This is a genomic window from Enterobacter sp. 200527-13, assembly GCF_027924865.1.
Lineage (GTDB): Bacteria > Pseudomonadota > Gammaproteobacteria > Enterobacterales > Enterobacteriaceae > Enterobacter > Enterobacter ludwigii.
Map to the genome: position 1 here is coordinate 837,553 of NZ_BSCM01000001.1, position 22,551 is coordinate 860,103.

The 22,551-nt window shown below is 54.9% G+C and carries 19 protein-coding genes; 10 read left to right on the top strand and 9 right to left on the bottom strand.

Annotated features, from left to right (window positions below; translation table 11 throughout):
• Positions 1 to 95: 95 nt before the first annotated feature.
• A complete protein-coding gene (pepN, locus tag QMG44_RS03875) occupies positions 96 to 2,708 on the top strand; it encodes an aminopeptidase N (protein ID WP_086532720.1) in 2,613 nt (870 codons plus the stop codon).
• Positions 2,709 to 2,751: 43 nt separating this feature from the next.
• Here the strand turns inward: pepN and ssuB are convergent, their stop codons facing one another.
• From ssuB to ssuE, 5 genes are read right to left on the bottom strand one after another with little or no spacing between them, the layout of a single operon-like run.
• Positions 2,752 to 3,522: an aliphatic sulfonates ABC transporter ATP-binding protein gene (ssuB, locus tag QMG44_RS03880; protein WP_032681326.1), complete on the bottom strand. Its 771-nt coding sequence runs from the start codon at positions 3,520 to 3,522 to the stop codon at positions 2,752 to 2,754.
• On the bottom strand, positions 3,519 to 4,310 hold the full coding sequence (gene ssuC, locus QMG44_RS03885; protein WP_014169415.1) for an aliphatic sulfonate ABC transporter permease SsuC: 792 nt from the start codon (positions 4,308 to 4,310) through the stop codon (positions 3,519 to 3,521). Before ssuC ends, ssuB begins: the two co-directional genes overlap by 4 nt.
• A gap of 9 nt (positions 4,311 to 4,319) precedes the next feature.
• Entirely contained in the window at positions 4,320 to 5,465 is a 1,146-nt protein-coding gene (ssuD, locus tag QMG44_RS03890) for an FMNH2-dependent alkanesulfonate monooxygenase (protein WP_086532719.1), read from the bottom strand.
• Positions 5,462 to 6,424, bottom strand: coding sequence for a sulfonate ABC transporter substrate-binding protein (locus tag QMG44_RS03895; protein ID WP_086532718.1), 963 nt, complete (start codon positions 6,422 to 6,424; stop codon positions 5,462 to 5,464). Before QMG44_RS03895 ends, ssuD begins: the two co-directional genes overlap by 4 nt.
• Positions 6,417 to 6,992, bottom strand: a complete 576-nt coding sequence (gene ssuE, locus QMG44_RS03900; RefSeq protein WP_032681324.1) for an NADPH-dependent FMN reductase — start codon at positions 6,990 to 6,992, stop codon at positions 6,417 to 6,419. The genes QMG44_RS03895 and ssuE overlap by 8 nt, the downstream gene beginning before the upstream one ends.
• A gap of 248 nt (positions 6,993 to 7,240) precedes the next feature.
• Here ssuE and pyrD point away from each other — a divergent pair, with 248 nt between their 5' ends.
• Positions 7,241 to 8,251 carry a quinone-dependent dihydroorotate dehydrogenase gene (gene pyrD, locus QMG44_RS03905; RefSeq protein ID WP_020884800.1) on the top strand — a complete coding sequence of 337 codons (1,011 nt, stop codon included), beginning with the start codon at positions 7,241 to 7,243 and terminating at the stop codon, positions 8,249 to 8,251.
• 165 nt (positions 8,252 to 8,416) lie between these two features.
• A complete protein-coding gene (gene zapC / locus QMG44_RS03910; protein WP_025204541.1) occupies positions 8,417 to 8,959 on the top strand; it encodes a cell division protein ZapC in 543 nt (180 codons plus the stop codon).
• Here the strand turns inward: zapC and QMG44_RS03915 are convergent.
• A complete protein-coding gene (locus QMG44_RS03915) occupies positions 8,956 to 10,065 on the bottom strand; it encodes a YcbX family protein (protein ID WP_025204540.1) in 1,110 nt (369 codons plus the stop codon). The genes zapC and QMG44_RS03915 overlap by 4 nt on opposite strands.
• 98 nt (positions 10,066 to 10,163) lie before the next feature.
• Between QMG44_RS03915 and rlmKL the strand changes: the two genes are divergently transcribed.
• From rlmKL to rmf, 6 genes are all read left to right on the top strand, one after another.
• The gene (rlmKL, locus tag QMG44_RS03920; protein WP_032677814.1) at positions 10,164 to 12,272 is read left to right on the top strand and encodes a bifunctional 23S rRNA (guanine(2069)-N(7))-methyltransferase RlmK/23S rRNA (guanine(2445)-N(2))-methyltransferase RlmL; all 2,109 of its coding nucleotides are present in this window, start codon (positions 10,164 to 10,166) and stop codon (positions 12,270 to 12,272) included.
• A 12-nt stretch (positions 12,273 to 12,284) separates the two neighbouring features.
• Positions 12,285 to 14,192 (top strand): ABC transporter ATP-binding protein, encoded by a 1,908-nt coding sequence (locus tag QMG44_RS03925; RefSeq protein ID WP_014169423.1) that lies wholly within the window; start codon positions 12,285 to 12,287, stop codon positions 14,190 to 14,192.
• A 13-nt stretch (positions 14,193 to 14,205) separates the two neighbouring features.
• A complete protein-coding gene (pqiA, locus tag QMG44_RS03930) occupies positions 14,206 to 15,459 on the top strand; it encodes a membrane integrity-associated transporter subunit PqiA (protein WP_020884797.1) in 1,254 nt (417 codons plus the stop codon).
• Between the two features lie 4 nt (positions 15,460 to 15,463).
• Complete coding sequence (gene pqiB, locus QMG44_RS03935) at positions 15,464 to 17,104, top strand: intermembrane transport protein PqiB (protein ID WP_020884796.1); 1,641 nt, start codon at positions 15,464 to 15,466, stop codon at positions 17,102 to 17,104.
• Positions 17,101 to 17,667, top strand: a complete 567-nt coding sequence (pqiC, locus tag QMG44_RS03940; RefSeq protein WP_086532717.1) for a membrane integrity-associated transporter subunit PqiC — start codon at positions 17,101 to 17,103, stop codon at positions 17,665 to 17,667. Before pqiB ends, pqiC begins: the two co-directional genes overlap by 4 nt.
• Before the next feature lie 256 nt (positions 17,668 to 17,923).
• Entirely contained in the window at positions 17,924 to 18,091 is a 168-nt protein-coding gene (rmf, locus tag QMG44_RS03945; protein ID WP_013097261.1) for a ribosome modulation factor, read from the top strand.
• Positions 18,092 to 18,163: 72 nt separating this feature from the next.
• Here rmf and fabA read toward each other — a convergent pair whose 3' ends face one another.
• Entirely contained in the window at positions 18,164 to 18,682 is a 519-nt protein-coding gene (fabA, locus tag QMG44_RS03950) for a bifunctional 3-hydroxydecanoyl-ACP dehydratase/trans-2-decenoyl-ACP isomerase (RefSeq protein ID WP_014169427.1), read from the bottom strand.
• Positions 18,683 to 18,750: 68 nt separating this feature from the next.
• The gene (locus QMG44_RS03955; protein ID WP_086532716.1) at positions 18,751 to 20,511 is read right to left on the bottom strand and encodes a Lon protease family protein; all 1,761 of its coding nucleotides are present in this window, start codon (positions 20,509 to 20,511) and stop codon (positions 18,751 to 18,753) included.
• A 186-nt stretch (positions 20,512 to 20,697) separates the two neighbouring features.
• On the opposite strand from QMG44_RS03955, the gene matP reads away from it, so the two are divergent.
• Complete coding sequence (gene matP, locus QMG44_RS03960; RefSeq protein WP_014169429.1) at positions 20,698 to 21,150, top strand: macrodomain Ter protein MatP; 453 nt, start codon at positions 20,698 to 20,700, stop codon at positions 21,148 to 21,150.
• A 69-nt stretch (positions 21,151 to 21,219) separates the two neighbouring features.
• Here the strand turns inward: matP and ompA are convergent, their stop codons facing one another.
• On the bottom strand, positions 21,220 to 22,275 hold the full coding sequence (ompA, locus tag QMG44_RS03965) for a porin OmpA (RefSeq protein WP_281852996.1): 1,056 nt from the start codon (positions 22,273 to 22,275) through the stop codon (positions 21,220 to 21,222).
• Positions 22,276 to 22,551 lie beyond the last annotated feature (276 nt).

The following is a 22,551-nucleotide window of genomic DNA, read 5'->3' on the forward strand; positions in this document are numbered from 1 at the left end:
TTTGTACCTGAAAAGATGAACATTCTGCATAGCGCGTTTTACACAACAGGAATAGACTGGATTCGTTATTCGACAAACGATGCATAAGGTTTTCTATGACACAACAGCCACAAGCCAAATACCGCCACGACTACCGTGCGCCGGATTACCTGATTAGCGATATCGATCTGACTTTTGACCTGGATGCCACTAAAACCGTTGTCACGGCGGTAAGCCAGCTCACGCGCCAGAGCGCGACGGCTGTGCCGCTGCGTCTGGATGGTGAAGACCTGACGCTGGTCTCCGTGCAAATCAATGATCAAGCATGGTCTGACTATAAAATAGAAGGCAACCAGCTGGTTATCGACAACCTGCCGGAACGCTTTACGCTGCGCATCGTGAATGAAATCAGCCCGGCTGCCAACACGGCGCTGGAAGGGCTTTACCAGTCTGGCGTGGCCCTGTGCACCCAGTGTGAGGCCGAAGGTTTCCGCCACATTACCTGGTATCTTGACCGCCCGGACGTGCTGGCACGCTTTACAACGAAAATCATTGCCGATAAAACCCTCTATCCGTTCCTGCTTTCCAACGGCAACCGCGTAGGTGAAGGCGAGCTGGAAAACGGTCGCCACTGGGTACAGTGGCAGGATCCGTTCCCGAAACCGTGTTACCTGTTTGCGCTGGTGGCGGGTGATTTCGACGTGCTGCGTGATACGTTCAAAACCCGTTCAGGCCGCGACGTCGCGCTGGAGTTGTTCGTCGACCGCGGCAACCTGGACCGCGCGCCATGGGCGATGACCTCGCTTATCAACTCCATGAAGTGGGATGAAGAGCGCTTTGGCCTCGAGTATGACCTCGACATCTATATGATCGTTGCTGTCGACTTCTTCAACATGGGCGCGATGGAGAATAAAGGTCTTAACGTCTTTAACTCCAAATACGTGCTGGCACGTACCGATACCGCGACCGATAAAGATTACCTGGATATTGAACGCGTCATCGGACACGAGTATTTCCATAACTGGACCGGAAACCGCGTCACCTGCCGTGACTGGTTCCAGCTGAGCCTGAAAGAGGGCCTGACCGTCTTCCGTGACCAGGAGTTCAGTTCGGATCTGGGTTCCCGTGCGGTGAACCGCATTAACAACGTGCGCACCATGCGTGGCCTGCAGTTTGCGGAAGATGCCAGCCCAATGGCACACCCTATCCGTCCCGATAAAGTCATCGAGATGAATAACTTCTACACCCTGACGGTGTACGAAAAAGGGGCGGAAATTATCCGCATGATCCATACCCTGCTGGGTGAAGAGAACTTCCAGAAAGGGATGCAGCTCTACTTCGAGCGTCATGACGGCAGCGCAGCCACCTGCGACGATTTTGTGCAGGCGATGGAGGATGCGTCTAATGTCGATCTTTCCCATTTCCGCCGCTGGTACAGCCAGGCCGGCACGCCGATTGTTACCGTCAAAGACGACTACAATCCGGAAACCGAGCAGTACACCCTGACCATCAGCCAGCGCACGCCGCCAACGGCAGAGCAGGAAGAAAAACACCCGCTGCACATTCCGTTCAGTATTGAACTGTATGACAACGAGGGTAACGTGATCCCGCTGCAGAAGGGCGGCCATCCGGTCCACCACGTACTGAACGTGACCCAGGCGGAACAGACCTTTATCTTTGATAACGTCTATTTCCAGCCGGTTCCCGCGCTGCTGTGTGAATTCTCTGCGCCCGTGAAACTGGAATATAAGTGGAGCGACCAGCAACTGACGTTCCTGATGCGCCATGCACGCAATGACTTCTCACGCTGGGATGCGGCGCAAAGCCTGCTGGCGACCTACATCAAGCTGAACGTTAATCGTCATCAGCAGGGCCAGCCGCTGTCGCTGCCGGTTCACGTTGCGGACGCATTCCGCGCAGTCCTGCTGGAGGAGAAGATTGACCCGGCGCTGGCGGCTGAAATTCTGACGTTGCCATCCGCAGGCGAAATCGCCGAACTGTTCGACATCATCGATCCGATTGCCATTGTGGCGGTGCGTGAAGCGCTGACCCGTACGCTGGCGAACGAGCTTGCAGACGAATTCCTCGCAATCTACAACGCCAATAAGCTTGACGCTTATCGTGTGGAACATGCTGACATCGGTAAACGTTCCCTGCGTAACACCTGCCTGCGTTATCTGGCCTTCGGTGAGCGCGAGCTGGCAAACACGCTGGTGAGCAAGCAGTATCACGAAGCAGACAACATGACCGACGCGCTGGCCGCCCTGGCTGCAAGCGTTGCCGCCGAACTGCCATGCCGTGATGCGCTGATGCAGGAGTACGATGACAAGTGGCATCAGGATGGTCTGGTCATGGACAAGTGGTTCATCCTGCAGGCCACCAGCCCGGCGGCCGATGCCCTCAGCAATGTACGCAGTCTGCTGAAGCATCGCTCCTTCACCATGAGCAACCCAAACCGCGTGCGTTCCCTGATTGGCGCGTTTGCCAGCAGCAACCCGGCGGCGTTCCATGCGGAAGATGGCAGCGGTTATCAGTTTATGGTGGAAATGTTGACCGAGCTGAACAGCCGTAACCCACAGGTGGCGTCACGCCTGATTGAGCCGCTGATCCGTCTGAAACGCTATGATGCACAGCGCCAGGCGAAAATGCGTGCTGCGCTTGAGCAGCTGAAAGGGCTGGAAAACCTGTCTGGCGATCTGTACGAGAAGATCGCTAAGGCACTGGCCTGATCGAAAGACCCATCCTCCCTCTCCCGGTGGGAGAGGGAGGATGTCAGCCGTGAGCCGTCATTAACGCTCGCTCGCTGACCCCGCGCTTCATCACCCGATTCAGCACTTCCGCCTCCAGCTCTGCCAGTCTTGCCGACCCTACGCGGCGCGGACGCGCAATATCGACCGTGACATCAAGACCGATTTTCCCTTCTTCTATTAGCAGCACGCGGTCTGCCATCGCGACGGCTTCGCTCACGTCGTGCGTCACCAGAAGTACCGTAAAGCCATGCTTTTGCCAGAGCGCGGCAATCAGGTCCTGCATTTCGATTCGCGTCAGGGCGTCGAGCGCGCCGAGTGGCTCATCCAACAGCAGCAAGCCCGGACGGTGTATCAGCGCTCGCGCCAGCGCCACGCGTTGCTTCTGCCCGCCGGAGAGCGCAGCAGGCCATTCATCCGCACGGTTTTCCAGCCCTACGGCGGCCAACGCCTGGCGGGCTTCATCCCGCCAGTTGCCGTTGAGGCCCAGTCCGACATTATCAATCACCGTTTTCCAGGGCAGCAGGCGCGCGTCCTGAAACATCATGCGGGTATCATCCTGAATAGTGGCCAGCGGTGTCGCGCCTGCCAGAATTTCGCCGCCGTTGGGGGATTCTAGCCCGGCTAAAAGGCGTAACAGCGTACTCTTGCCGCCGCCACTGCGGCCCACAATGGCGACAAATTGTCCGGCAGGAATATGCAGATCCAGCGCGTTGAGAATCGTGTTTTCGCCATAGCGCTTCGTGACACCGTTAAGGAGCAGCGGTGTACCCTGAGTCAGTCGGGCAGTATTCATGCTTTAGCCTCCTGTGAAATATAGGCTGGATTCCAGCGCAGCCAGCTGCGTTCCAGCCACTGGGCGCTGACGTCGGCAAGTTTGCCGAGCAGGGCATAGAGGATAATGGCCACCACCACCACGTCCGTTTGCAGGAATTCGCGGGCGTTCATCGCCAGATAGCCAATCCCTGAGTTTGCAGAGATGGTCTCTGCCACAATCAGCGTCAGCCACATCAGGCCGAGCGCAAAGCGCACGCCGACCATTATGGAGGGCAGGGCGCCCGGCAGGATCACATGCATAAAGAGGGCAAAACCGGACAGGCCGTAACTGCGTGCCATTTCGACCAGTCCGCGATCGATGTTGCGGATCCCATGCCAGGTATTAATGTAAATCGGGAACAGCGTACCCAGCGCGACGAGGAAAATTTTGGCGCTCTCATCAATACCAAACCATAAAATGACCAGCGGGATCAGCGCCAGATGCGGCACATTACGCAGCATCTGAATGGAGGTATCGAGCAGCCGCTCGCCCCAGCGAGAAAGCCCGCTGATCAGACCCAGTACCAGGCCGATGCTTCCGCCAATCGAAAAACCAATTACCGCGCGCCATGAGCTGATGGCCAGATGCTGCCAGAGTTCGCCGCTGACGCTCAGCGACCAGAATGCCTCTATTACGCCCTCCGGAGAGGGCAGAATACGGCTCGACAGCCAGCCGGCAGAAGACGCGAGTTGCCAGACAAGCACAATGCCAACGGGTAAAAACCATGGGGCGGCACGTAGCAACCATTTTTGTGTGGGGGCAGACATGGCAACTCCTTAGCTTTGTGCGGCTCTTCGCGGGATAAACTCGTTAGCCACGGCTTCGCCCTGAAGCTGGAGCTGGCGGGGCTGCGGTACGTCCGGGATGGCGACATCCAGATGCGGGAATAACAGCTCGCCCACTTTGTAGGCCTCTTCCAGGTGCGGATAACCGGAGAGGATAAAACTGTCGATACCCAGGTCCACGTATTCATTGATCCGCGCAGCCACAGTTGGACCGTCGCCGACCAGCGCGGTACCCGCACCGCCGCGCACCAGGCCGACGCCCGCCCACAGGTTCGGGCTGATCTCCAGATTCTCGCGCTTACCGTTGTGCAATGACGCCATTCTGTGCTGGCCGACGGAGTCGGTTTTCGCAAACGCCGCCTGAGCTTTAGCGATAGTCTCATCATCCAGATGCGCGATCAGCCGGTCGGCCGCCTGCCAGGCTTCTTCATTGGTTTCACGCACAATCACATGCAGGCGAATACCAAAGCGCACCTTGCGACCATGCGCTGCCGCTTTGGCGCGTACCTGGGCAATTTTCTCTTTGACCAGCTCGGGCGGCTCACCCCAGGTGAGGTAGAGATCAACCTGTTCAGCCGCCAGATCCTGCGCCACATCTGATGAGCCGCCGAAGTAAAGAGGAGGGCGCGGCTGCTGCACCGGCGGGAAGTAGAGCCTGGCGTCGCGAACGTGAATATGTTTACCTTCGAAGGTGACGGTTTCCCCCTCCAGCAGACGTCGCCAGACGCGGGTGAACTCGGCGGACGCTTCATAGCGTTCGGTGTGATCGAGGAACACGCCGTCACCCGCCAGCTCCTGCGGATCGCTTCCGGTGACCAGGTTAAACAGGGCCCGGCCGTTAGAGAGCCTGTCGAGCGTTGCCGCCTGGCGCGCCGCGACGGTCGGGGAGACCACGCTCGGACGCAGTGCCACGAGGAACTTCAGGCGTTGGGTCACGGGGATCATCGATGCGGCTACCAGCCACGCATCCTCGCACGAGCGTCCGGTGGGGATCAGTACGCCGGTAAAACCGATTCGGTCGGCTGCCTGCGCAATCTGCTGCAGATAGCCGTGGTCAACCGGGCGTGAACCCTCTTCTGTGCCAAGATAGTGTCCATCACCGTGGGTGGGTAAAAACCAGAAAAGATTCAGACTCATGATTTGGTTCCTTCTTTGCCTGCGGGTTGCCAGATGCGTTCGCGAATATTCACCTGTTTTGGAACAAGGCGATTTTGATAGAAGAGATCTGCGGTTTGCTGCTGCAGCGCAGCGACGTGTGCGTCCACCGGGGTAATGGTGGTCTGTGGACGGTGATCGAGATAGCTCGCGATCACCGGCTCAGGTAAGCCCATGGTTTTCGCCAGCAGGGTAATGCTTTTCTGACGTTGGCTTTGCGTTAGCGCATCCGCCTGAGTAAAGGTGTTAAGAACATCCTGAATAAAAGCGCCATTCTTTTCCGCATACGGGCGCGCGGCGAGGTAGAACGAGCCGGTTTGTTTCAGCGTGGTGCCATCTTTTAATACCCGCACGCCACCCTGCAGTAAAGCTGCGGAGTAGTAGGGATCCCAGATAGCCCACGCGTCGACATTGCCCTGCTGGAAAGCGGCGCGAGCATCAGCCGGCGTCAAATAGACGGGTTGAATGTCGGTGAATTTAAGCCCCGCCTCCTGCAGGGCCCGCAGCAGCAGGTTATGTGAGCTTGAGCCTTTCTGGAATGCAACCTTGTGGCCTTTGAGATCGGCGACCGTCTTAATGGTGCTATTTTCAGGGACCAGAATGACCTCAGCCTTCGGCTTGGCCGGCTCAACGCCGACATAAACCAGGTCGGCCCCCGCCGCCTGCGCGAATATTGGCGGAATATCCCCGGTGCTGCCGAGGTCGATGCTTCCGACATTCAGGGCTTCAAGCATTTGCGGGCCAGCAGGGAACTCAATCCAGGAGAATGTGGTCTTCGGGAAGCGTTTTTCCAGAAGCTGATGGCTTTTAGCCAGCACCATACTGACGCTGCCTTTCTGATAGCCGATGCGTAAATGTTCAGGCGCCGTCTCTGCCGCGTGGGCCAGCGAGGTGAGCGCTAACAGCCCGGCCAGTCCGAGACGGGTTAATCTTTTAAACATGGGCGACTCCCTGTGACGGGTTAAACGCCGGGGCGTGGATATCTCTGCGGTGCAGGGCATGCCAGAAGGTTTCAAGGGCGCTGTCGAGACGGGTTTGCAGATTCGGCGTGAAGTGAGGTTTGTGTTGATAATCGATAACCTGCGAGTCGTCGGCAAAGACGCCGTGGAGGATCTCCTGCGCTTTTAGCGCATTGAGTACCGGCTTGAGGGCATAATCCACCGCCAGTAAATGGGCCACCGTGCCGCCCGTTGCCAGTGGCAGGACTACTTTGCCGTCCAGCGCACGTTCAGGCAGCAGATCGAGCAGGGTTTTCAGGGCCCCGGAAAACGAAGCTTTATAGATAGGCGTCGCCACGATTAAGCCATCAGCCCCTTTAAGCTGTTCAGTCAGCGTTTGCAGCGCCGGACTGTCAAAACGGGCGTAGAGCAGATCCTCGGGGTCGAAGTTATGCAGATTCCAGTGGCATACTTCCACATCCAGAGCATTGAGCTTTTCACGGGCATATTCCAGCAGTGCGCTGGAGCGAGAGGGGAATCGTGGACTTCCGGCCAGGGTTATGACGCGCATGCATGCTCCTTATAACTAATTGTTTGCTTTTATCTAACATTCATAACAATTTTCAGGAGTGTGACACTGCCCGGTTATTCCACTAAATGATTTATCTGCAATTAAAATGCGAAAAAGCGCATAAGAACGGGGCTGCGAGGTAAACGATTGCGTCTAACGGTGTTTTTTTGCCACAGGTCAATTCCCTTTCCGGGCCGGATCGCACATAATCCCCTCCCGGTTTGCACACCGGGAATCCAGGAGAGTTCATGTACTACCCCTTCGTTCGTAAAGCCCTTTTCCAGCTCGACCCTGAGCGCGCTCATGAATTTACATTCCAGCAGTTACGTCGTATTACCGGAACGCCGCTGGCCGCACTGGTGCGTCAAAACGTGCCGGAAAAACCTGTGCAATGCATGGGCCTGACCTTTAAAAATCCGCTGGGTCTCGCGGCAGGTCTGGATAAAAATGGTGAGTGCATTGATGCCCTGGGCGCGATGGGCTTTGGCTCCATCGAAATCGGTACCGTCACGCCGCGTCCGCAGCCAGGTAATGATAAGCCGCGTCTGTTCCGCCTGGTCGAAGCCGAAGGGCTGATCAACCGCATGGGCTTTAATAACCTCGGCGTTGATCACCTTGTTGAGAACGTAAAAAAAGCCCATTTTGATGGTGTATTGGGCATCAATATTGGCAAAAATAAAGACACGCCGGTAGAGCAGGGTAAAGATGACTATCTGATTTGTATGGAAAAAGTCTATGCCTACGCGGGGTATATTGCGGTGAATATTTCCTCACCAAATACCCCAGGTCTGCGCTCTTTACAATATGGCGAAGCACTGGACGATCTTCTGAGTGCCATTAAAAATAAACAAAATGAGCTCCAGGCGATCCACCATAAATATGTTCCGGTCGCGGTTAAGATCGCACCGGATCTTTCTGCTGAAGAATTGATCCAGGTTGCCGACAGTTTAGTTCGCCATAATATTGACGGGGTGATTGCGACCAATACCACACTCGATCGCTCGCTCGTTCAGGGAATGAAAAACTGTGACGAAGCGGGTGGGTTAAGTGGACGTCCGGTACAATTAAAAAGCACAGAAATTATTCGTGCCCTGTCAGCAGAATTAAAAGGACGACTGCCGATTATTGGCGTCGGTGGTATCGACTCCGTGATTGCGGCTCGCGAGAAGATGGCGGCGGGTGCCTCACTGGTGCAAATCTATTCCGGTTTTATTTTTAAAGGACCGCAGCTGATTAAAGAAATCGTTACTCATATCTAATCTTTTCTCTTTATCAGACAACCAGGGCTTTATTTCCAGCCCTGGTTGTTTTATATTCCGTCATTGTTGCTTATTTAGTCATTATAGTCTTTTATTAATGGTGTTATAAACGAAGCGGCGAACAGGACATTTTTAGTACAGGAAGTTTGGGGACGGGAGAGAAACATGCGAATTAAACCTGACGATAACTGGCGCTGGTATTTTTGTGACGAGCATGACCGCATGATGCTCGATTTAGCCAATGGTATGTTGTTTCGTTCCCGTTTTGCTCGCCGAATGTTAACCCCGGACGCCTTCTCCCCGTCAGGCTTTTGTGTTGACGACGCTGCGCTTTATTTCTCCTTTGAAGAAAAATGCCGCGACCTGGTGCTTTCTAAAGAGCAGCGCGCCGAACTGGTATTAAACGCGTTAGTGGCCATTCGATTCCTGAAACCGCAAATGCCGAAAAGCTGGCATTTTTTACCGCACAGCATGAACTGGACCCCCGCCACCGGCGATGCGGCGAGTGTAAACCTGAGCGATACCGCTGAAGAGGTGAGCCTGCTGGTGGTTGAGCCTGGCGAAAATGCCGCACTCTGTCTGCTGGCCCAGCCCGGAGTGACCATTGCCGGGCGGACGATGCAACTGGGGGATGCCATTAAGGTAATGAATGACAGGCTGAAACCGCAGCAACGCGTAGACGCTTTCAGCCTCGAGCAGGCCGTTTAAGCTTCCAGCTGTACCGACGTTTTCGGAATACAGCTGCAGCACAGAATTGTACCATCATCGCCAATCGCGGATTTTTTCAGCGCGCTGACTTCCCCTTCGACCAGCTTGATTCGACAGCACCCACAGATGCCTGCCCGGCAGGAGTAAGGTACGCGGATCCCCGCTTGTTCCAGCTGTTCAAGTAAAACCTGCTGATTGTTGCCGCGGATAACGGTGCCCTGCCAGTGAATGTCTACGGGCGAGCTGGCTGGCGTCTCAACGTCGACGAACTCTTCTTCCTGACCTGCGCCATACACTCTTGCGGGCCCACGGGCGAGAATTTCGACTTCGTCACCCACGCGGATGACGCCGCTTGAGCGCGGAATGAGGTTCTGGCCGAAATCCACATCGCCATTGTCCTGCGCTGTGCGGAATGACTGCAGGGTTTTTAACGGCTCGCCGGAAGGGTGTTTCTGGCCTTTTTCGGGACTGACGGTGGTAAAAATACAGCGGCTGCAGGGCTTCACGACATCAAATACCACGCTGCCGATACGGATCACCTTCCAGGTATCCTCTTCCCAGGCGTCAGCGCCTGTAACAACCAGGTTGGGACGAAACTGCTCCATCTGGACGCTGGCTTTACAGCGACGCTGCAGGTCGCGCAGAGAGGCGTCGTTAGTCAGCAGGAAGGGGAAGCCGTCCGCGAAAGAGAGCGGGACCGCCTCGTGGCGCTTAACGCGCCGCGTCAGCGCCGGGCCGACCCAGCGCAGCTGCACATCCCGGGAGAAGAAGCCGCTCAGCCAGCGGTTAATGTCATCCGGGGCGATGCGCGCGGTAAAATGATTGCCCCACACTTCCGTTGGCGCTTCGACAGGCGCAAAATCAGCAAAGCGGATCACCACGCTGGAGCCATCCGGCGCGGTGAGATGCAAACCGTCATAAAGCGGGGAAGGGGTAAAGCGAACCATTTGTGGGAACTGGCGTGCGGTAATGAACGTACCGTCAGGTTCGGTGACCATAAAGATACGATCGAAGGCAAATCCGCTCATGTCGGCCAGCGCGTGTGAAACGCCGATCCCGCGCATGGATTTCACCGGATGAATAAAAAGCCTGGATAACGTCGCCACTGCACAGCCCCTCGAATGAAAATAAGCCTTCAACTTTATGACATACACGCCATATTAGCTATAATGCGCGACAATTTTCTAAGAGTAAAAGTGACGATATGAATTCTCTGTTTGCCAGTACGGCCCGTGGGCTGGAAGAGCTGTTAAAAACTGAACTGGAAACCCTGGGCGCGCAAGAGTGCCAGGTGGTTCAGGGTGGTGTCCATTTTGAGGGCGACACACGGCTTATTTACCAGAGCCTGATGTGGAGCCGTCTGGCATCACGCATCATGCTGCCGATGAAAGAGTGCAAGGTTTACAGCGACCTTGACCTCTATACCGGCGTACAGATGATCGACTGGACAGAGATCTTCTCCCCGAATGCCACCTTTGCCGTGCACTTTAATGGTGTGAACGATGAAATCCGCAACAGCCAGTATGGTGCCCTGCGCGTTAAAGACGCCATTGTGGACTGCTTCACGCGTAAAAATAAGGAACGCCCAAACGTCGATCGTGAAAATCCCGATCTGCGGATCAACGTCTGGCTCAACGGCGACACCGCCAGTATCTCTCTGGATCTGAGCGGCGCGGGTCTGCACCTGCGTGGTTATCGCGATCGTACCGGTATGGCGCCCATCAAAGAGACTCTCGCCGCCGCCATCGTGATGCGTTCCGGCTGGCAGCCAGGCACACCGCTGCTCGACCCGATGTGTGGCTCCGGTACGCTGCTGATTGAGGCCGCTATGCTGGCCACCGACCGCGCACCGGGCCTGCACCGCGGCCATTGGGGCTTCGGCGGCTGGGCGCAGCACGATGAGGCGCTGTGGAAAGAAGTCAAAGACGAAGCGCAGACCCGTGCACGTAAAGGTCTGGCGGAGTACACCTCCCATTTCTACGGCTCTGACAGCGACTCACGCGTCATTGAGCGTGCGCGCAGCAACGCCCGCCGTGCCGGTATCGGCGAGCTGGTCACCTTCGAGGTGAAAGACGTCGCGAACCTGACCAATCCGCTGCCAAAAGGCCCATACGGTACCGTTATCAGCAACCCGCCTTACGGCGAGCGTCTTGATAGCGAACCGGCGCTGATTGCCCTGCACAGCCTGCTGGGCCGTAATATGAAAAATGACTTTGGCGGCTGGAACCTGTCGCTGTTTAGCGCCTCGCCAGAACTGCTGAGCTGTCTGCAACTGCGTGCCGAACGCCAGTTTAAGGCGAAAAACGGCCCGCTGGACTGCGTGCAGAAAAACTACCATCTGGCCGAGAAAGCGGCGGACAGTAAACCATCGGGTGTGGCGGAAGATTACGCTAACCGCCTGCGTAAGAATCTGAAGAAATTCGAAAAATGGGCGAAACAGGAAGGTATCGAATGTTATCGCCTGTATGATGCCGATCTGCCGGAGTACAACGTGGCGGTTGACCGTTACGCTGACTGGGTTGTGGTGCAGGAATATGCGCCGCCAAAAACGATTGATGCACAAAAAGCGCGTCAGCGTATGCTGGACGTGATTGCGGCAACGATTTCGGTGCTGGGCATTGCGCCTAACAAACTGGTGCTGAAAACCCGTGAGCGTCAGAAAGGGAAAAATCAGTATCAGAAAATGGGTGAGAAGGGTGACTTTATCGAGGTGGGCGAATACAACGCGCGCCTGTGGGTTAACCTGACCGATTATCTGGATACCGGTCTGTTCCTTGACCACCGTATCGCCCGCCGCATGCTGGGCCAGATGAGCAAGGGTAAAGACTTCCTGAACCTGTTCTCCTATACCGGCAGCGCCAGCGTGCATGCTGGCCTTGGCGGCGCGCGCAGTACCACCACGGTGGATATGTCCCGTACTTACCTGGAATGGGCAGAACGTAACCTGCGCCTGAACGGTCTCACCGGGCGTCAGCATCGTCTGATGCAGGCTGACGTGCTGGGCTGGCTACGCGAAACGGACGAACAATTTGATCTGATCTTCATCGATCCCCCAACGTTCTCTAACTCCAAGCGTATGGAAGATAGCTTTGACGTTCAACGCGATCACCTGCGCCTGATGACCGACCTGAAACGCCTGCTGCGTAAGGGCGGTACCATTATGTTCTCGAATAACAAACGCGGCTTCCGCATGGATCATGAGGGGCTGGCTGCTCTGGGACTGAAAGCACAAGAAATTAGCCAAAAAACGCTGTCCCAGGACTTTGCCCGTAATCGTCAGATCCATAACTGCTGGTTGATCTCCGCGGTCTGAAAGGAATAATACATGTCTTTAATTAGTATGCACGGCGCGTGGCTCTCTTTCAGCGACTCGCCGCTTCTCGACAATGCAGAACTGCACATCGAGGACAACGAGCGCGTCTGTCTGGTCGGCCGTAACGGCGCGGGTAAATCCACGCTGATGAAAATCCTCAACCGCGAACAGGGCCTGGACGACGGGCGTATTGTTTACGAGCAGGATCTTATCGTCTCTCGCCTGCAGCAGGATCCGCCGCGTCACGTGACCGGCAGCGTTTACGATTTTGTTGCCGAAGGTATCTCTGAGCAGGCCGAATACCTGAAGCGTTATCACGAGATTTCTCACCTGGTGATGACCGACCCGAGCGACAAGAATCTTAACGAACTGGCGAAAGTGCAGGAGATGCTCGATCACCACGGCCTGTGGCAGCTCGAAAACCGCATCAATGAAGTGCTGGCGCAGCTCGGACTGGAACCGGACATGGAGCTGTCGGCGCTTTCTGGCGGCTGGCTGCGTAAGGCTGCGCTTGGCCGCGCGCTGGTCAGCGGGCCGAAAGTGCTGCTGCTGGATGAACCGACGAACCACCTGGATATCGAAGCGATAGACTGGCTGGAAGGGTTCCTCAAAACCTTCAACGGGACCATTATCTTCATCTCCCACGACCGTTCGTTTATCCGCAATATGGCCACGCGTATTGTCGATCTCGATCGCGGCAAGCTGGTGACCTACCCTGGCGATTACGACACCTATCTGCTGGAGAAAGAAGAAAACCTGCGTGTGGAAGAGTTGCAGAACGCTGAATTCGACCGCAAGCTGGCGCAGGAAGAGGTCTGGATCCGTCAGGGCATCAAAGCTCGTCGTACCCGTAATGAAGGCCGCGTTCGCGCGCTGAAAGCGATGCGTCGTGAACGCAGCGAGCGCCGCGAAGTGATGGGCAGCGCCAGAATGCAGGTTGAAGAGGCCTCCCGTTCCGGCAAAATTGTCTTCGAAATGGAAAACGTCAACTATCAGGTTGATGGCAAAGTGCTGGTGAAAGACTTCTCCGCACAGGTTCAGCGTGGGGATAAAATCGCGCTGATCGGGCCGAATGGCTGCGGTAAAACCACGCTGTTGAAGCTGATGCTGGATCAGCTGAAGCCTGACAGCGGCCGCATTCACTGCGGTACTAAGCTCGAAGTGGCTTACTTCGATCAGCACCGTGCGGAGCTGGATCCGGACAGAACGGTGATGGATAACCTGGCGGAAGGTAAACAAGAGGTGATGGTTAACGGTAAGCCGCGCCATGTGCTGGGCTACCTGCAGGACTTCCTGTTCCATCCGAAACGTGCGCTGACGCCGGTACGCGCGTTGTCAGGCGGTGAGCGAAATCGTCTGCTGCTGGCACGTCTGTTCCTGAAGCCAAGTAACCTGCTGATCCTCGATGAACCAACAAACGACCTGGACGTGGAAACGCTCGAACTGCTGGAAGAGCTGATCGACGGCTATCAGGGAACCGTGATGCTGGTAAGCCACGACCGTCAGTTCGTCGATAACACCGTGACCGAGTGCTGGATCTTCGAAGGTGAAGGGCGAATCGGACAGTATGTGGGCGGCTATCACGATGCGAAAGGACAGCAGTCGCAGTCTCAGGCGCTAAAACAGGCTAAATCCAGAACCAGTTCCGAACCTGCTGTAACAAAAGCAGAAACTGTCAAGAAAACCTCGGTTAAACTAAGCTATAACCTGCAGCGCGAACTGGAAGGACTCCCTCAGCGTCTTGAAGAGCTGGAAGCCGCACTTGAAGATCTGCAGGCGCAGGTCGCTGATGCGTCATTCTTTACCCAATCGCATGACTATACTCAAAAAGTACTGGCAGAACTGTCCGCGGCTGAAAAAGCCCTGGAAGAAGCATTTGAGCGCTGGGAGTACCTTGAGTCTCTGAAGAACGGCGCATAAACAGGGATACAATATGTGTGACCAGCACCATGCCGACAGGCATATATTATGCTCTCAATGCGATATGCTCGTGGCGTTGCCAGAGCTTGGTCACGGACATAAAGCCCTGTGTCCCCGTTGCGGTACGACGTTGACAACCGAGTGGGACGCACCAAGGCAGCGTCCCACTGCTTATGCGCTGGCGGCGTTGTTCATGCTGCTGCTTTCCAATCTCTTCCCCTTCATTTATATGAAGGTGGGGGGGATGACCAGCCAGGTCGATTTGCTTGAAATTCCGGGGGTTATGTTCTCGGAAGACTATGCCAGCCTCGGCACCTTTTTCCTCCTGTTCGTACAGATCGTCCCGGCTTTTTGTCTGGTCGTCATTCTGTTGCTGGTGAACCGCGTTGCGATGCCCCTCGCGCTTAAAATCTGGCTCGCGCGTATCCTGTTCCAGTTAAAAAGCTGGGGTATGGCCGAAATCTTTCTGGCGGGAATCCTGGTCAGTTTCGTCAAACTGATGGCGTATGGCGATGTGGGTATCGGCAGCAGTTTTGTTCCCTGGTGTCTGTACTGCGTTCTGCAACTGCGCGCCTTCCAGTGTGTGGACAGACGTTGGGCGTGGGACGATATCGCGCCTGCACCGACGCTGGTACAGACGGTAAAGGTGGGGGTGCCAGGCATCCGTCAGGGGCTTCGTTCTTGCCCATGCTGCACCGCTGTGCTGCCAGCCGATCTGGATGTGTGCCCGCGCTGCGAAACAAAAGGATACGTGCGACGTAAAAATAGCCTGCAGTGGACAATGGCGCTGCTGGTGACTTCCATCATGTTGTACCTGCCGGCCAATATCCTGCCGATTATGATCACCGATTTGCTCGGTGACAAAATGCCCTCGACAATCCTTGCCGGGGTAATACTGCTGTGGGGTGAAGGCTCCTATCCCGTCGCGGGGGTGATCTTTATTGCCAGTATTATGGTACCCACGTTAAAAATGATCGCTATTGCCTGGCTCTGCTGGGATGCGAAAGGCCATGGCAAACGCGACAGCGAACGCATGCACCTGATTTATGAAGTCGTCGAGTTTGTTGGACGCTGGTCAATGATTGATGTGTTTGTTATTGCCGTTCTCTCTGCACTGGTGCGGATGGGCGGATTGATGAGTATTTATCCCGCGATGGGGGCATTAATGTTTGCGCTGGTCGTTATTATGACCATGTTCGCGGCCATGACCTTCGACCCTCGTTTATCGTGGGATCGTGAGCCTGAATCAAGCCATGAGGAACAGTAAGAGCATGGAAAATAAGAGTGGAGAGGCGAAAGTGCAGAAGGTCAAAAACTGGTCGCCGGTGTGGATTTTCCCCATCGTGACCGCGCTGATCGGTGCATGGATCCTGTTTTATCATTACAGCCATCAGGGACCGGAAGTGACGCTCATCACCACCAATGCCGAGGGGATTGAGGGCGGTAAAACGACCATCAAAAGCCGTAGCGTCGATGTGGGTGTGGTTGAAAGCGCAACCCTGACCGACGATTTAACCCATGTGGAAATCAAGGCACGCCTGAACGCGGGCATGGAAAAACTGCTGCACGGTGATTCAGCTTTTTGGGTGGTCAAGCCGCAGGTAGGACGTGAAGGGATCAGCGGCTTAGGTACGCTGCTCTCCGGTGCCTACATTGAACTGCAGCCGGGTAAAAAAGGAAGCCAGCCGGCGCAATACCAGCTGCTTGACTCGCCACCGCTTGCGCCGCCAGATGCGAAAGGCATCCGCGTGATCCTGGACAGTAAAAAAGCGGGCCAGTTAACGGCGGGCGATCCCGTGCTGTTCCGCGGTTATCGCGTGGGATCGGTTGAAACAAGTACCTTTGATCCGCAAAAGCGCACCATCAGCTATCAGCTGTTCATCAACGCGCCAAACGATCGGCTGGTCACCAGCAACGTCCGTTTCTGGAAGGACAGCGGGATCGCGGTTGATCTGACGTCAGCGGGAATGCGCGTGGAGATGGGCTCCCTGACCACGCTGTTTGGTGGCGGTGTAAGCTTTGATGTGCCGGAAGGGCAAGATTTGGGACAGCCGGTCGCAGAGAAAACGGCGTTCAGGCTCTTTGACGATCAACGCAGCATTCAGGACGCACTCTATACCGATCACATCGACTTCCTGATGTTCTTTAAAGATTCCGTCCGTGGCCTTCAGCCGGGCGCGCCTGTCGAATTCCGTGGCATTCGCCTGGGTACGGTGGGGCAAGTTCCGTTCTTTGTACCGGGTCTGCAGCAGGTTCTGGATGACGATTACCGCATTCCGGTGCTGATTCGCATTGAGCCGGAACGTCTGCTCAACCAGATTGGCGAGAATCAGGATATTGGTACGCATATTACCGAACTGATGAACCGGGGTCTGCGTGGGTCGCTGAAGACGGGTAACCTGGTGACCGGTGCGCTGTATGTGGATATGGACTTCTATCCAAAAGCCCCGCCGATTACCGGTATCCGGGAGTTCGGTGGTTATAAGATCATCCCGACGGTGAGCAGCGGCCTGGCACAGATCCAGCAGCGTCTGATGGAGACACTGGATAAGATTAACAATCTGCCACTGAATCCGATGATTGAAGCCGCGACCAGTTCGCTCAGCGAAAGTCAGGCAACAATGCGTCGCCTGCAAACTACGCTGGATAACATCAACAAGATCACCGCAAGCCAGAGTATGCAGCAGTTGCCGCAGGATATGCAGAAAACGCTGCGTGAGCTTAACCGCAGTATGCAGGGCTTCCAGCCTGGCTCGGCGGCGTACAACAAGATGGTGGCAGATATGCAACGTCTTGATCAGGTCTTGCGTGAACTGCAGCCGGTTCTGAAAACGCTCAATGAGAAGAGCAACGCGCTGGTGTTCGAAGCGAAAGATAAAAAGGATCCTGAGCCTAAGAGGGCAAAAGAATGAATAAATGGCTATTAATGGTTGGCGCTCTGCTGTTAACGGCGTGCAGTTCAGGCGTGGAGAACAAGAGCTACTATCAGTTGCCTCTTGCCGCGCAAAACGGGGTACAAAGTACCGCCAGTCAGGGAAACCGTCTGCTGTGGGTTGAGCAGGTTGCTGTGCCGGATTATCTGGCAGGCAACGGCGTGGTCTACCAGACCAGCGACGTAAAATACGTGATTGCGACAAACAACCTGTGGGCCAGCCCGCTGGATCAGCAGCTGCGCAACACGCTGGTGGCCAATCTGGGCAGCCAGCTTCCGGGTTGGGTTGTCGCGTCGCAGCCGCTGGGTAACGACCAGGATACGCTGAACGTCACGGTTACGGGTTTCCATGGCCGTTATGACGGTGCGGTGGTGATTAGCGGAGAGTGGTTGCTGAACCATCAGGGCCAGATGATTAAGCGTCCTTTCCGTCTTGAGCTTAAACAGCAGAAAGATGGCTACGATGAAATGGTGAAAGTGCTGGCCCAGGGGTGGGCGCAAGAGTCGGCCAGCATCGCCAGGGAGATTTCCCGGCTGCCATAAGTAAAATTCATCGGTAAAAACCGCAGTCGGCCTGTTGCTGATTGCGGTTTTTTTTCAGTTTCACTTCAGACCGTTACTTGTGCCGGGTCACAATTTTTGTACAAATGATCTTCCAGGTAGCTCACAAATATGACACCCGTATGAATTTTGAACATTGACGCTGCGACTAATTCGGGGTATTCGTTATCTGTGCCTGCGCAAGTTTGTGCAGACACTGTTTTCTTTCCACCAGACAAAAGAATGAGGGAAACGAGGCATGAAGAGACAGAAACGAGATCGCCTGGAACGGGCTCATCAACGTGGTTATCAGGCCGGCATCGCTGGACGATCTAAAGAAATGTGTCCTTATCAGACGATAAATCAAAGGTCACAATGGCTTGGAGGCTGGCGAGAAGCCATCGGCGACAGGGCACTCATAGCCTGATAACGTCTCTTTCAAAAAAAGAAACCTCCGCACTGCGGAGGTTTCGCCTTTATGGGGTCGCTCAACGCGAAATCAGAACGCGGAAGTGTCCTGGAACAGACCCACTTTCAGGTCGTTTGCGGTATAAATCTGACGACCGTCTACCAGCACTTCGCCATCTGCCAGGCCCATAATCAGGCGGCGGTTAACGATGCGTTTGAAGTGAATACGATAGGTCACTTTCTTCGCAGTAGGCAGAACCTGTCCGGTGAATTTCACTTCGCCCACACCCAGCGCACGGCCTTTACCTTCACCACCCAGCCAGCCCAGATAGAAGCCAACCAGCTGCCACATTGCATCCAGACCCAGACAGCCAGGCATTACCGGATCGCCAATAAAGTGGCAACCGAAGAACCACAGGTCCGGGTTGATATCGAGTTCTGCTTCTACGTAACCCTTATCGAAGTTGCCGCCGGTTTCGGTCATTTTCACGACACGGTCCATCATCAGCATGTTCGGGGCCGGTAACTGTGGGCCGTTAGCGCCAAACAGTTCACCGCGACCAGAGGCAAGAAGGTCTTCTTTTGTATAGGATTCGCGTTTATCTACCATGTTCTCAGTAAGCCTTATTTTAGTGAAGGACGCAGGATAGCTAACACGTGTACGCTGAACAAGTCCGATCAGTTTGAACTAAACCAGCCTAACCAGCGTAACGGCCAGGGATAACGATGACGAGCATCCTGCTGCGTCGCCTGAGCAATGCGCTCCTGGATAGTCTGCATCAGGGTTGTTTGCCCTTCGCCGTCCCATACCAGGTTTGTCAGTAAGGGTAGTGCATCATCAATGCCTTCGATGGCCCAGATGGTGAATTGTTCCTGTTCCACGGCATCCAGAATGTCCTGGCTTAGGCTCAAATGGCGCGCGTTAGGGGCAGGAATAATCACCCCCTGTTTGCCGTTTAACCCACGCTGCTGACAAATCGAGAAGAAGCCTTCAATCTTTTCGTTCAGACCACCCACTGGCTGCGCACGACCAAACTGATCGACCGAGCCGGTGATCGCGATGTTCTGATTAACCGGCACTTCTGCCAGGGCGCTGATTAAGGCGCACAGCTCCGCCATAGAGGCGCTATCACCATCGACTTCACTGTATGATTGCTCAAACGTCAGCGAGGCGGAGAAGGGGATTTGCTGCTCAAGCTGCAGCTCTGACATCAGGAACGCCTGCATGATCATCATGCCTTTAGCGTGAATGTTGCCGCCCAACTCGGCTTTGCGTTCGATATCAGTGAACTCACCGTCACCGACATGCACAACGCAGCTGATACGGGAAGGTTCCCCGAAAGCGCGCGGGTGGCCGGGGAATTCAATCACCGACAGGGCATTGATCTGCCCGATACGTTCGCCTTCGGTCTCAACCAGAATTTGTTCCAGCAGAATTTCATCCTGCATACGGTCAGCAAGATAGCCTTCACGCCACTCACGCTGCGCCAGCATCTGGGTAAGCTGCTCACCGGTGAATGCGCCGTTACCGCTGACGACACCCACTTCACGTAACTGCTTGCCGATCCACAGCGGGCAGAGCGGCAGCGTCTCCTGGTCACCGGTATAGCGAACCGCTTCGCGGATCAAACCAGGCCAGGCGTCGGCGGCCGGCGTTGGCAGTGCGAAACGTTCCGCAACACTCAACACCCACTGGCACCACTGTGCCATATCATCGGCATCGGTAATCTGGATGTTATCTTCGTATTCGCTGTAGACCGCCTGCTCAGCCAGTTCGGGCTCCATCTCCTGGAAGTCAGCCAGCGATTCACGATCACCCGTCAGCACCACGGTCAGCGACAGCGGCATTGAAGGAACTGAGACGGGCAGGGGACGAGACTCGTCGTAGCCAACCCAGTCAAAACGCTGCTGGCTAACCACCGTTTTCAGGCGCATCCACAGCAGAGGTTGTGAGAGGAGGGTGCGCAACGAGATGATCAGTACGCCGCCATTCGCGCGGTGCACCAGCCCAGGTTGCAGCGAGAGCTCACCGTTAAACTGGCGCAGACAACCAAAGAGTTGTTCAGCCTCGACCCAGTTAGCGGTAATCACTTCACCCCTGGCAGCAAAGCGGTCGTCGGGCTGCTCTGCCGGTTCGAATGTGACATCATGTCCCGCGATACGATATTGGCCGCCAAAGACGGCGTTCGCTTGTGGTCGCAACTGGCGCATGGCATCACCCAGAAGCGTCAGATATTCCGCTTCTTCCGGGGCCTTGAGCATCATGAAGGGTGATGTTGCCCAGGGGCTTAACACCTGCTCCAGCGCATAATGCAAACGGGGTTGCGTATCGCTAAGGATGAATTCGTGTTCTTTTGCGAGATCGGGTCGTGCAAACAGTTCCTGATAGCTCTCGGTATCCGGAACGAGGTCACGCGATGCAAGTTTCGTAATGGTCAAAGTTGATGTTTTTTAGTTAGATGTAAAAGCGTGGAGTATACCGTAAGCGGGGGGCTCTACCCAAGCAGGATTGGGCATTTCGGCAGGGTGATTGGCTGCATTCACTCACAGGATATGATTTCTTTTCAGCAGATTGCCAAAAAACTGATATTCTGAACAGAGTTACGTGGTAACACTGAGATCGCAATGAAATATCAACAACTGGAAAATCTCGAAAGCGGCTGGAAATGGAAGTACCTGGTCAAAAAGCACCGTGAAGGGGAGCTGATCACCTGCTACATCGAAGCCAGCGCAGCGCAAGAAGCCGTGGATATTTTGCTGACCCTCGAAAATGAACCGGTACAGGTTAACGGCTGGATTGAGAAACACATTAATCCTGCGTTGTTAAACCGGATGAAGCAAACTATTCGTGCGCGTCGCAAGCGGCATTTTAATGCGGAGCATCAGCACACTCGCAAAAAATCCATCGACCTGGAGTTTATGGTCTGGCAACGTCTGGCAGGGCTTGCGCAACGGCGTGGGAAAACGCTGTCAGAAACGATAGTGCAGTTGATTGAAGATGCCGAGCATAAAGAGAAGTACGCCAACCAGATGTCGACGCTGAAGAATGATCTTCAGGCTCTGTTGGGTAAGAAATAGATTTTTGTTTTCTTCAGATTCAGATAATAAAAAACCCCGCAGTGCGGGGTTTTTTTATAAGACGATAACTTATGCCGCTGGCTGAGTTACAACGTCTTTGATGCCTTTAACTTCGATCTCTACGCGACGATCTGGAGCCAGGCAGTCGATCAGTGCAGCGCGAGCTTTAACGTTGTCACAGGTGTTGCCAGTAACTGGGTTAGCTTCGCCCATACCACGTGGGGAGATCTTGTTAGCTGGGATACCTTTAGAGATCAGGTAATCAACAACAGACTGAGCACGTTTCTCAGACAGTTTCTGGTTGTAAGCGTCAGAACCGATACGGTCGGTGAAGCCCAGAACCACTACAGAACCGTCTTTAGGATCCAGGTTGCTCAGCTGGGTGTACAGCTGATCCAGTGCCTGCTGACCTTCTGGTTTCAGGGTAGCTTTGTTGAAGTTGAACAGAACGTCAGACTTCAGAGTGAAGTGCTTGGTCTGTACTTCTGGAGCTGGAGCCGGCGCTGGAGCAACGATTGGCGCTGCATCTTCCTGCTGGCCGAAACGGTAGGAAACACCTACGCTCAGCATGCCGTTGTCCGGACGAACACCAACGGTGTTGCCGTCGCCGATGTTGTTAACCCACTGGTATTCCAGACGGGTAGCGATATCACGGGTCATAGCCCACTCAACGCCACCAGCGAATACTGGGGAAACACCGGTGTCATGGTCGTCGCCAGCGATGCTGTTGCTGGAGTCAGCGCGCCATACCATGCCGCCCAGACGAGTGTACACGTCCAGATCTTCAGTTACTGGGTAACCCAGTTTAGCGGTCAGCTGTACGCCCTGAGCTTTAAAAGCGCCGTTTACGTTGTCGCCTTTGTATGGCATACGACCTAACCAGTCGTAACCCATTTCAAAACCAACATACGGGTTAACCTGATAGCCACCGAACGCACCTGCACCAAGCTGGCTCTCGTGAGTAGGGCCATCGTTGTTCAGGCTGCTGTTGTACCAGCCGGTGTCATGGAACTGAGACCAGCCCAGTTTACCACCTGCATACCAGGTATTATCTTTCGGAGCGGCCTGCGCTACGGTAGCGAAGCCAGCCAGTGCCACTGCAATCGCGATAGCTGTCTTTTTCATTTTTTGCGCCTCGTTATCATCCAAAATTCGCCATGAAGGTCTCAATAGAGATTCACGGTTAAATCCTTCACCGGGGGGCGTGGTCAAATATAAATCTACCGATATCTTCGGCTTAGGCCGAGCACCCCTGGCGATGTAAAGTCTACAACGTAGCTGAAAACTTACAAGTGTGAAGTCCGTCAGGCATATGAAAAAAAAAGTTCCGTATACCGATTATTTAACATTTTTCGAACGAGTTTTGTGCAATAAAATTAAGGAGAACCGCACCAGACAAGC

Excerpts from the sequence above, each read along its gene's own strand:
- pqiB (WP_020884796.1), top strand. The coding sequence starts at position 15,464 with ATGGAAAATAAGAGTGGAGAGGCGAAAGTGCAGAAGGTCAAAAACTGG.
- ssuE (WP_032681324.1), bottom strand. The coding sequence starts at position 6,992 with ATGCGCGTCATAACCCTGGCCGGAAGTCCACGATTCCCCTCTCGCTCC.
- pqiA (WP_020884797.1), top strand. The coding sequence starts at position 14,206 with ATGTGTGACCAGCACCATGCCGACAGGCATATATTATGCTCTCAATGC.
- ssuC (WP_014169415.1), bottom strand. The coding sequence starts at position 4,310 with ATGTCTGCCCCCACACAAAAATGGTTGCTACGTGCCGCCCCATGGTTT.
- ssuD (WP_086532719.1), bottom strand. The coding sequence starts at position 5,465 with ATGAGTCTGAATCTTTTCTGGTTTTTACCCACCCACGGTGATGGACAC.
- rlmKL (WP_032677814.1), top strand. The coding sequence starts at position 10,164 with ATGAATTCTCTGTTTGCCAGTACGGCCCGTGGGCTGGAAGAGCTGTTA.
- pyrD (WP_020884800.1), top strand. The coding sequence starts at position 7,241 with ATGTACTACCCCTTCGTTCGTAAAGCCCTTTTCCAGCTCGACCCTGAG.
- zapC (WP_025204541.1), top strand. The coding sequence starts at position 8,417 with ATGCGAATTAAACCTGACGATAACTGGCGCTGGTATTTTTGTGACGAG.
- rmf (WP_013097261.1), top strand. The coding sequence starts at position 17,924 with ATGAAGAGACAGAAACGAGATCGCCTGGAACGGGCTCATCAACGTGGT.
- pqiC (WP_086532717.1), top strand. The coding sequence starts at position 17,101 with ATGAATAAATGGCTATTAATGGTTGGCGCTCTGCTGTTAACGGCGTGC.
- QMG44_RS03925 (WP_014169423.1), top strand. The coding sequence starts at position 12,285 with ATGTCTTTAATTAGTATGCACGGCGCGTGGCTCTCTTTCAGCGACTCG.
- ssuB (WP_032681326.1), bottom strand. The coding sequence starts at position 3,522 with ATGAATACTGCCCGACTGACTCAGGGTACACCGCTGCTCCTTAACGGT.
- QMG44_RS03895 (WP_086532718.1), bottom strand. The coding sequence starts at position 6,424 with ATGTTTAAAAGATTAACCCGTCTCGGACTGGCCGGGCTGTTAGCGCTC.
- ompA (WP_281852996.1), bottom strand. The coding sequence starts at position 22,275 with ATGAAAAAGACAGCTATCGCGATTGCAGTGGCACTGGCTGGCTTCGCT.
- pepN (WP_086532720.1), top strand. The coding sequence starts at position 96 with ATGACACAACAGCCACAAGCCAAATACCGCCACGACTACCGTGCGCCG.
- matP (WP_014169429.1), top strand. The coding sequence starts at position 20,698 with ATGAAATATCAACAACTGGAAAATCTCGAAAGCGGCTGGAAATGGAAG.
- fabA (WP_014169427.1), bottom strand. The coding sequence starts at position 18,682 with ATGGTAGATAAACGCGAATCCTATACAAAAGAAGACCTTCTTGCCTCT.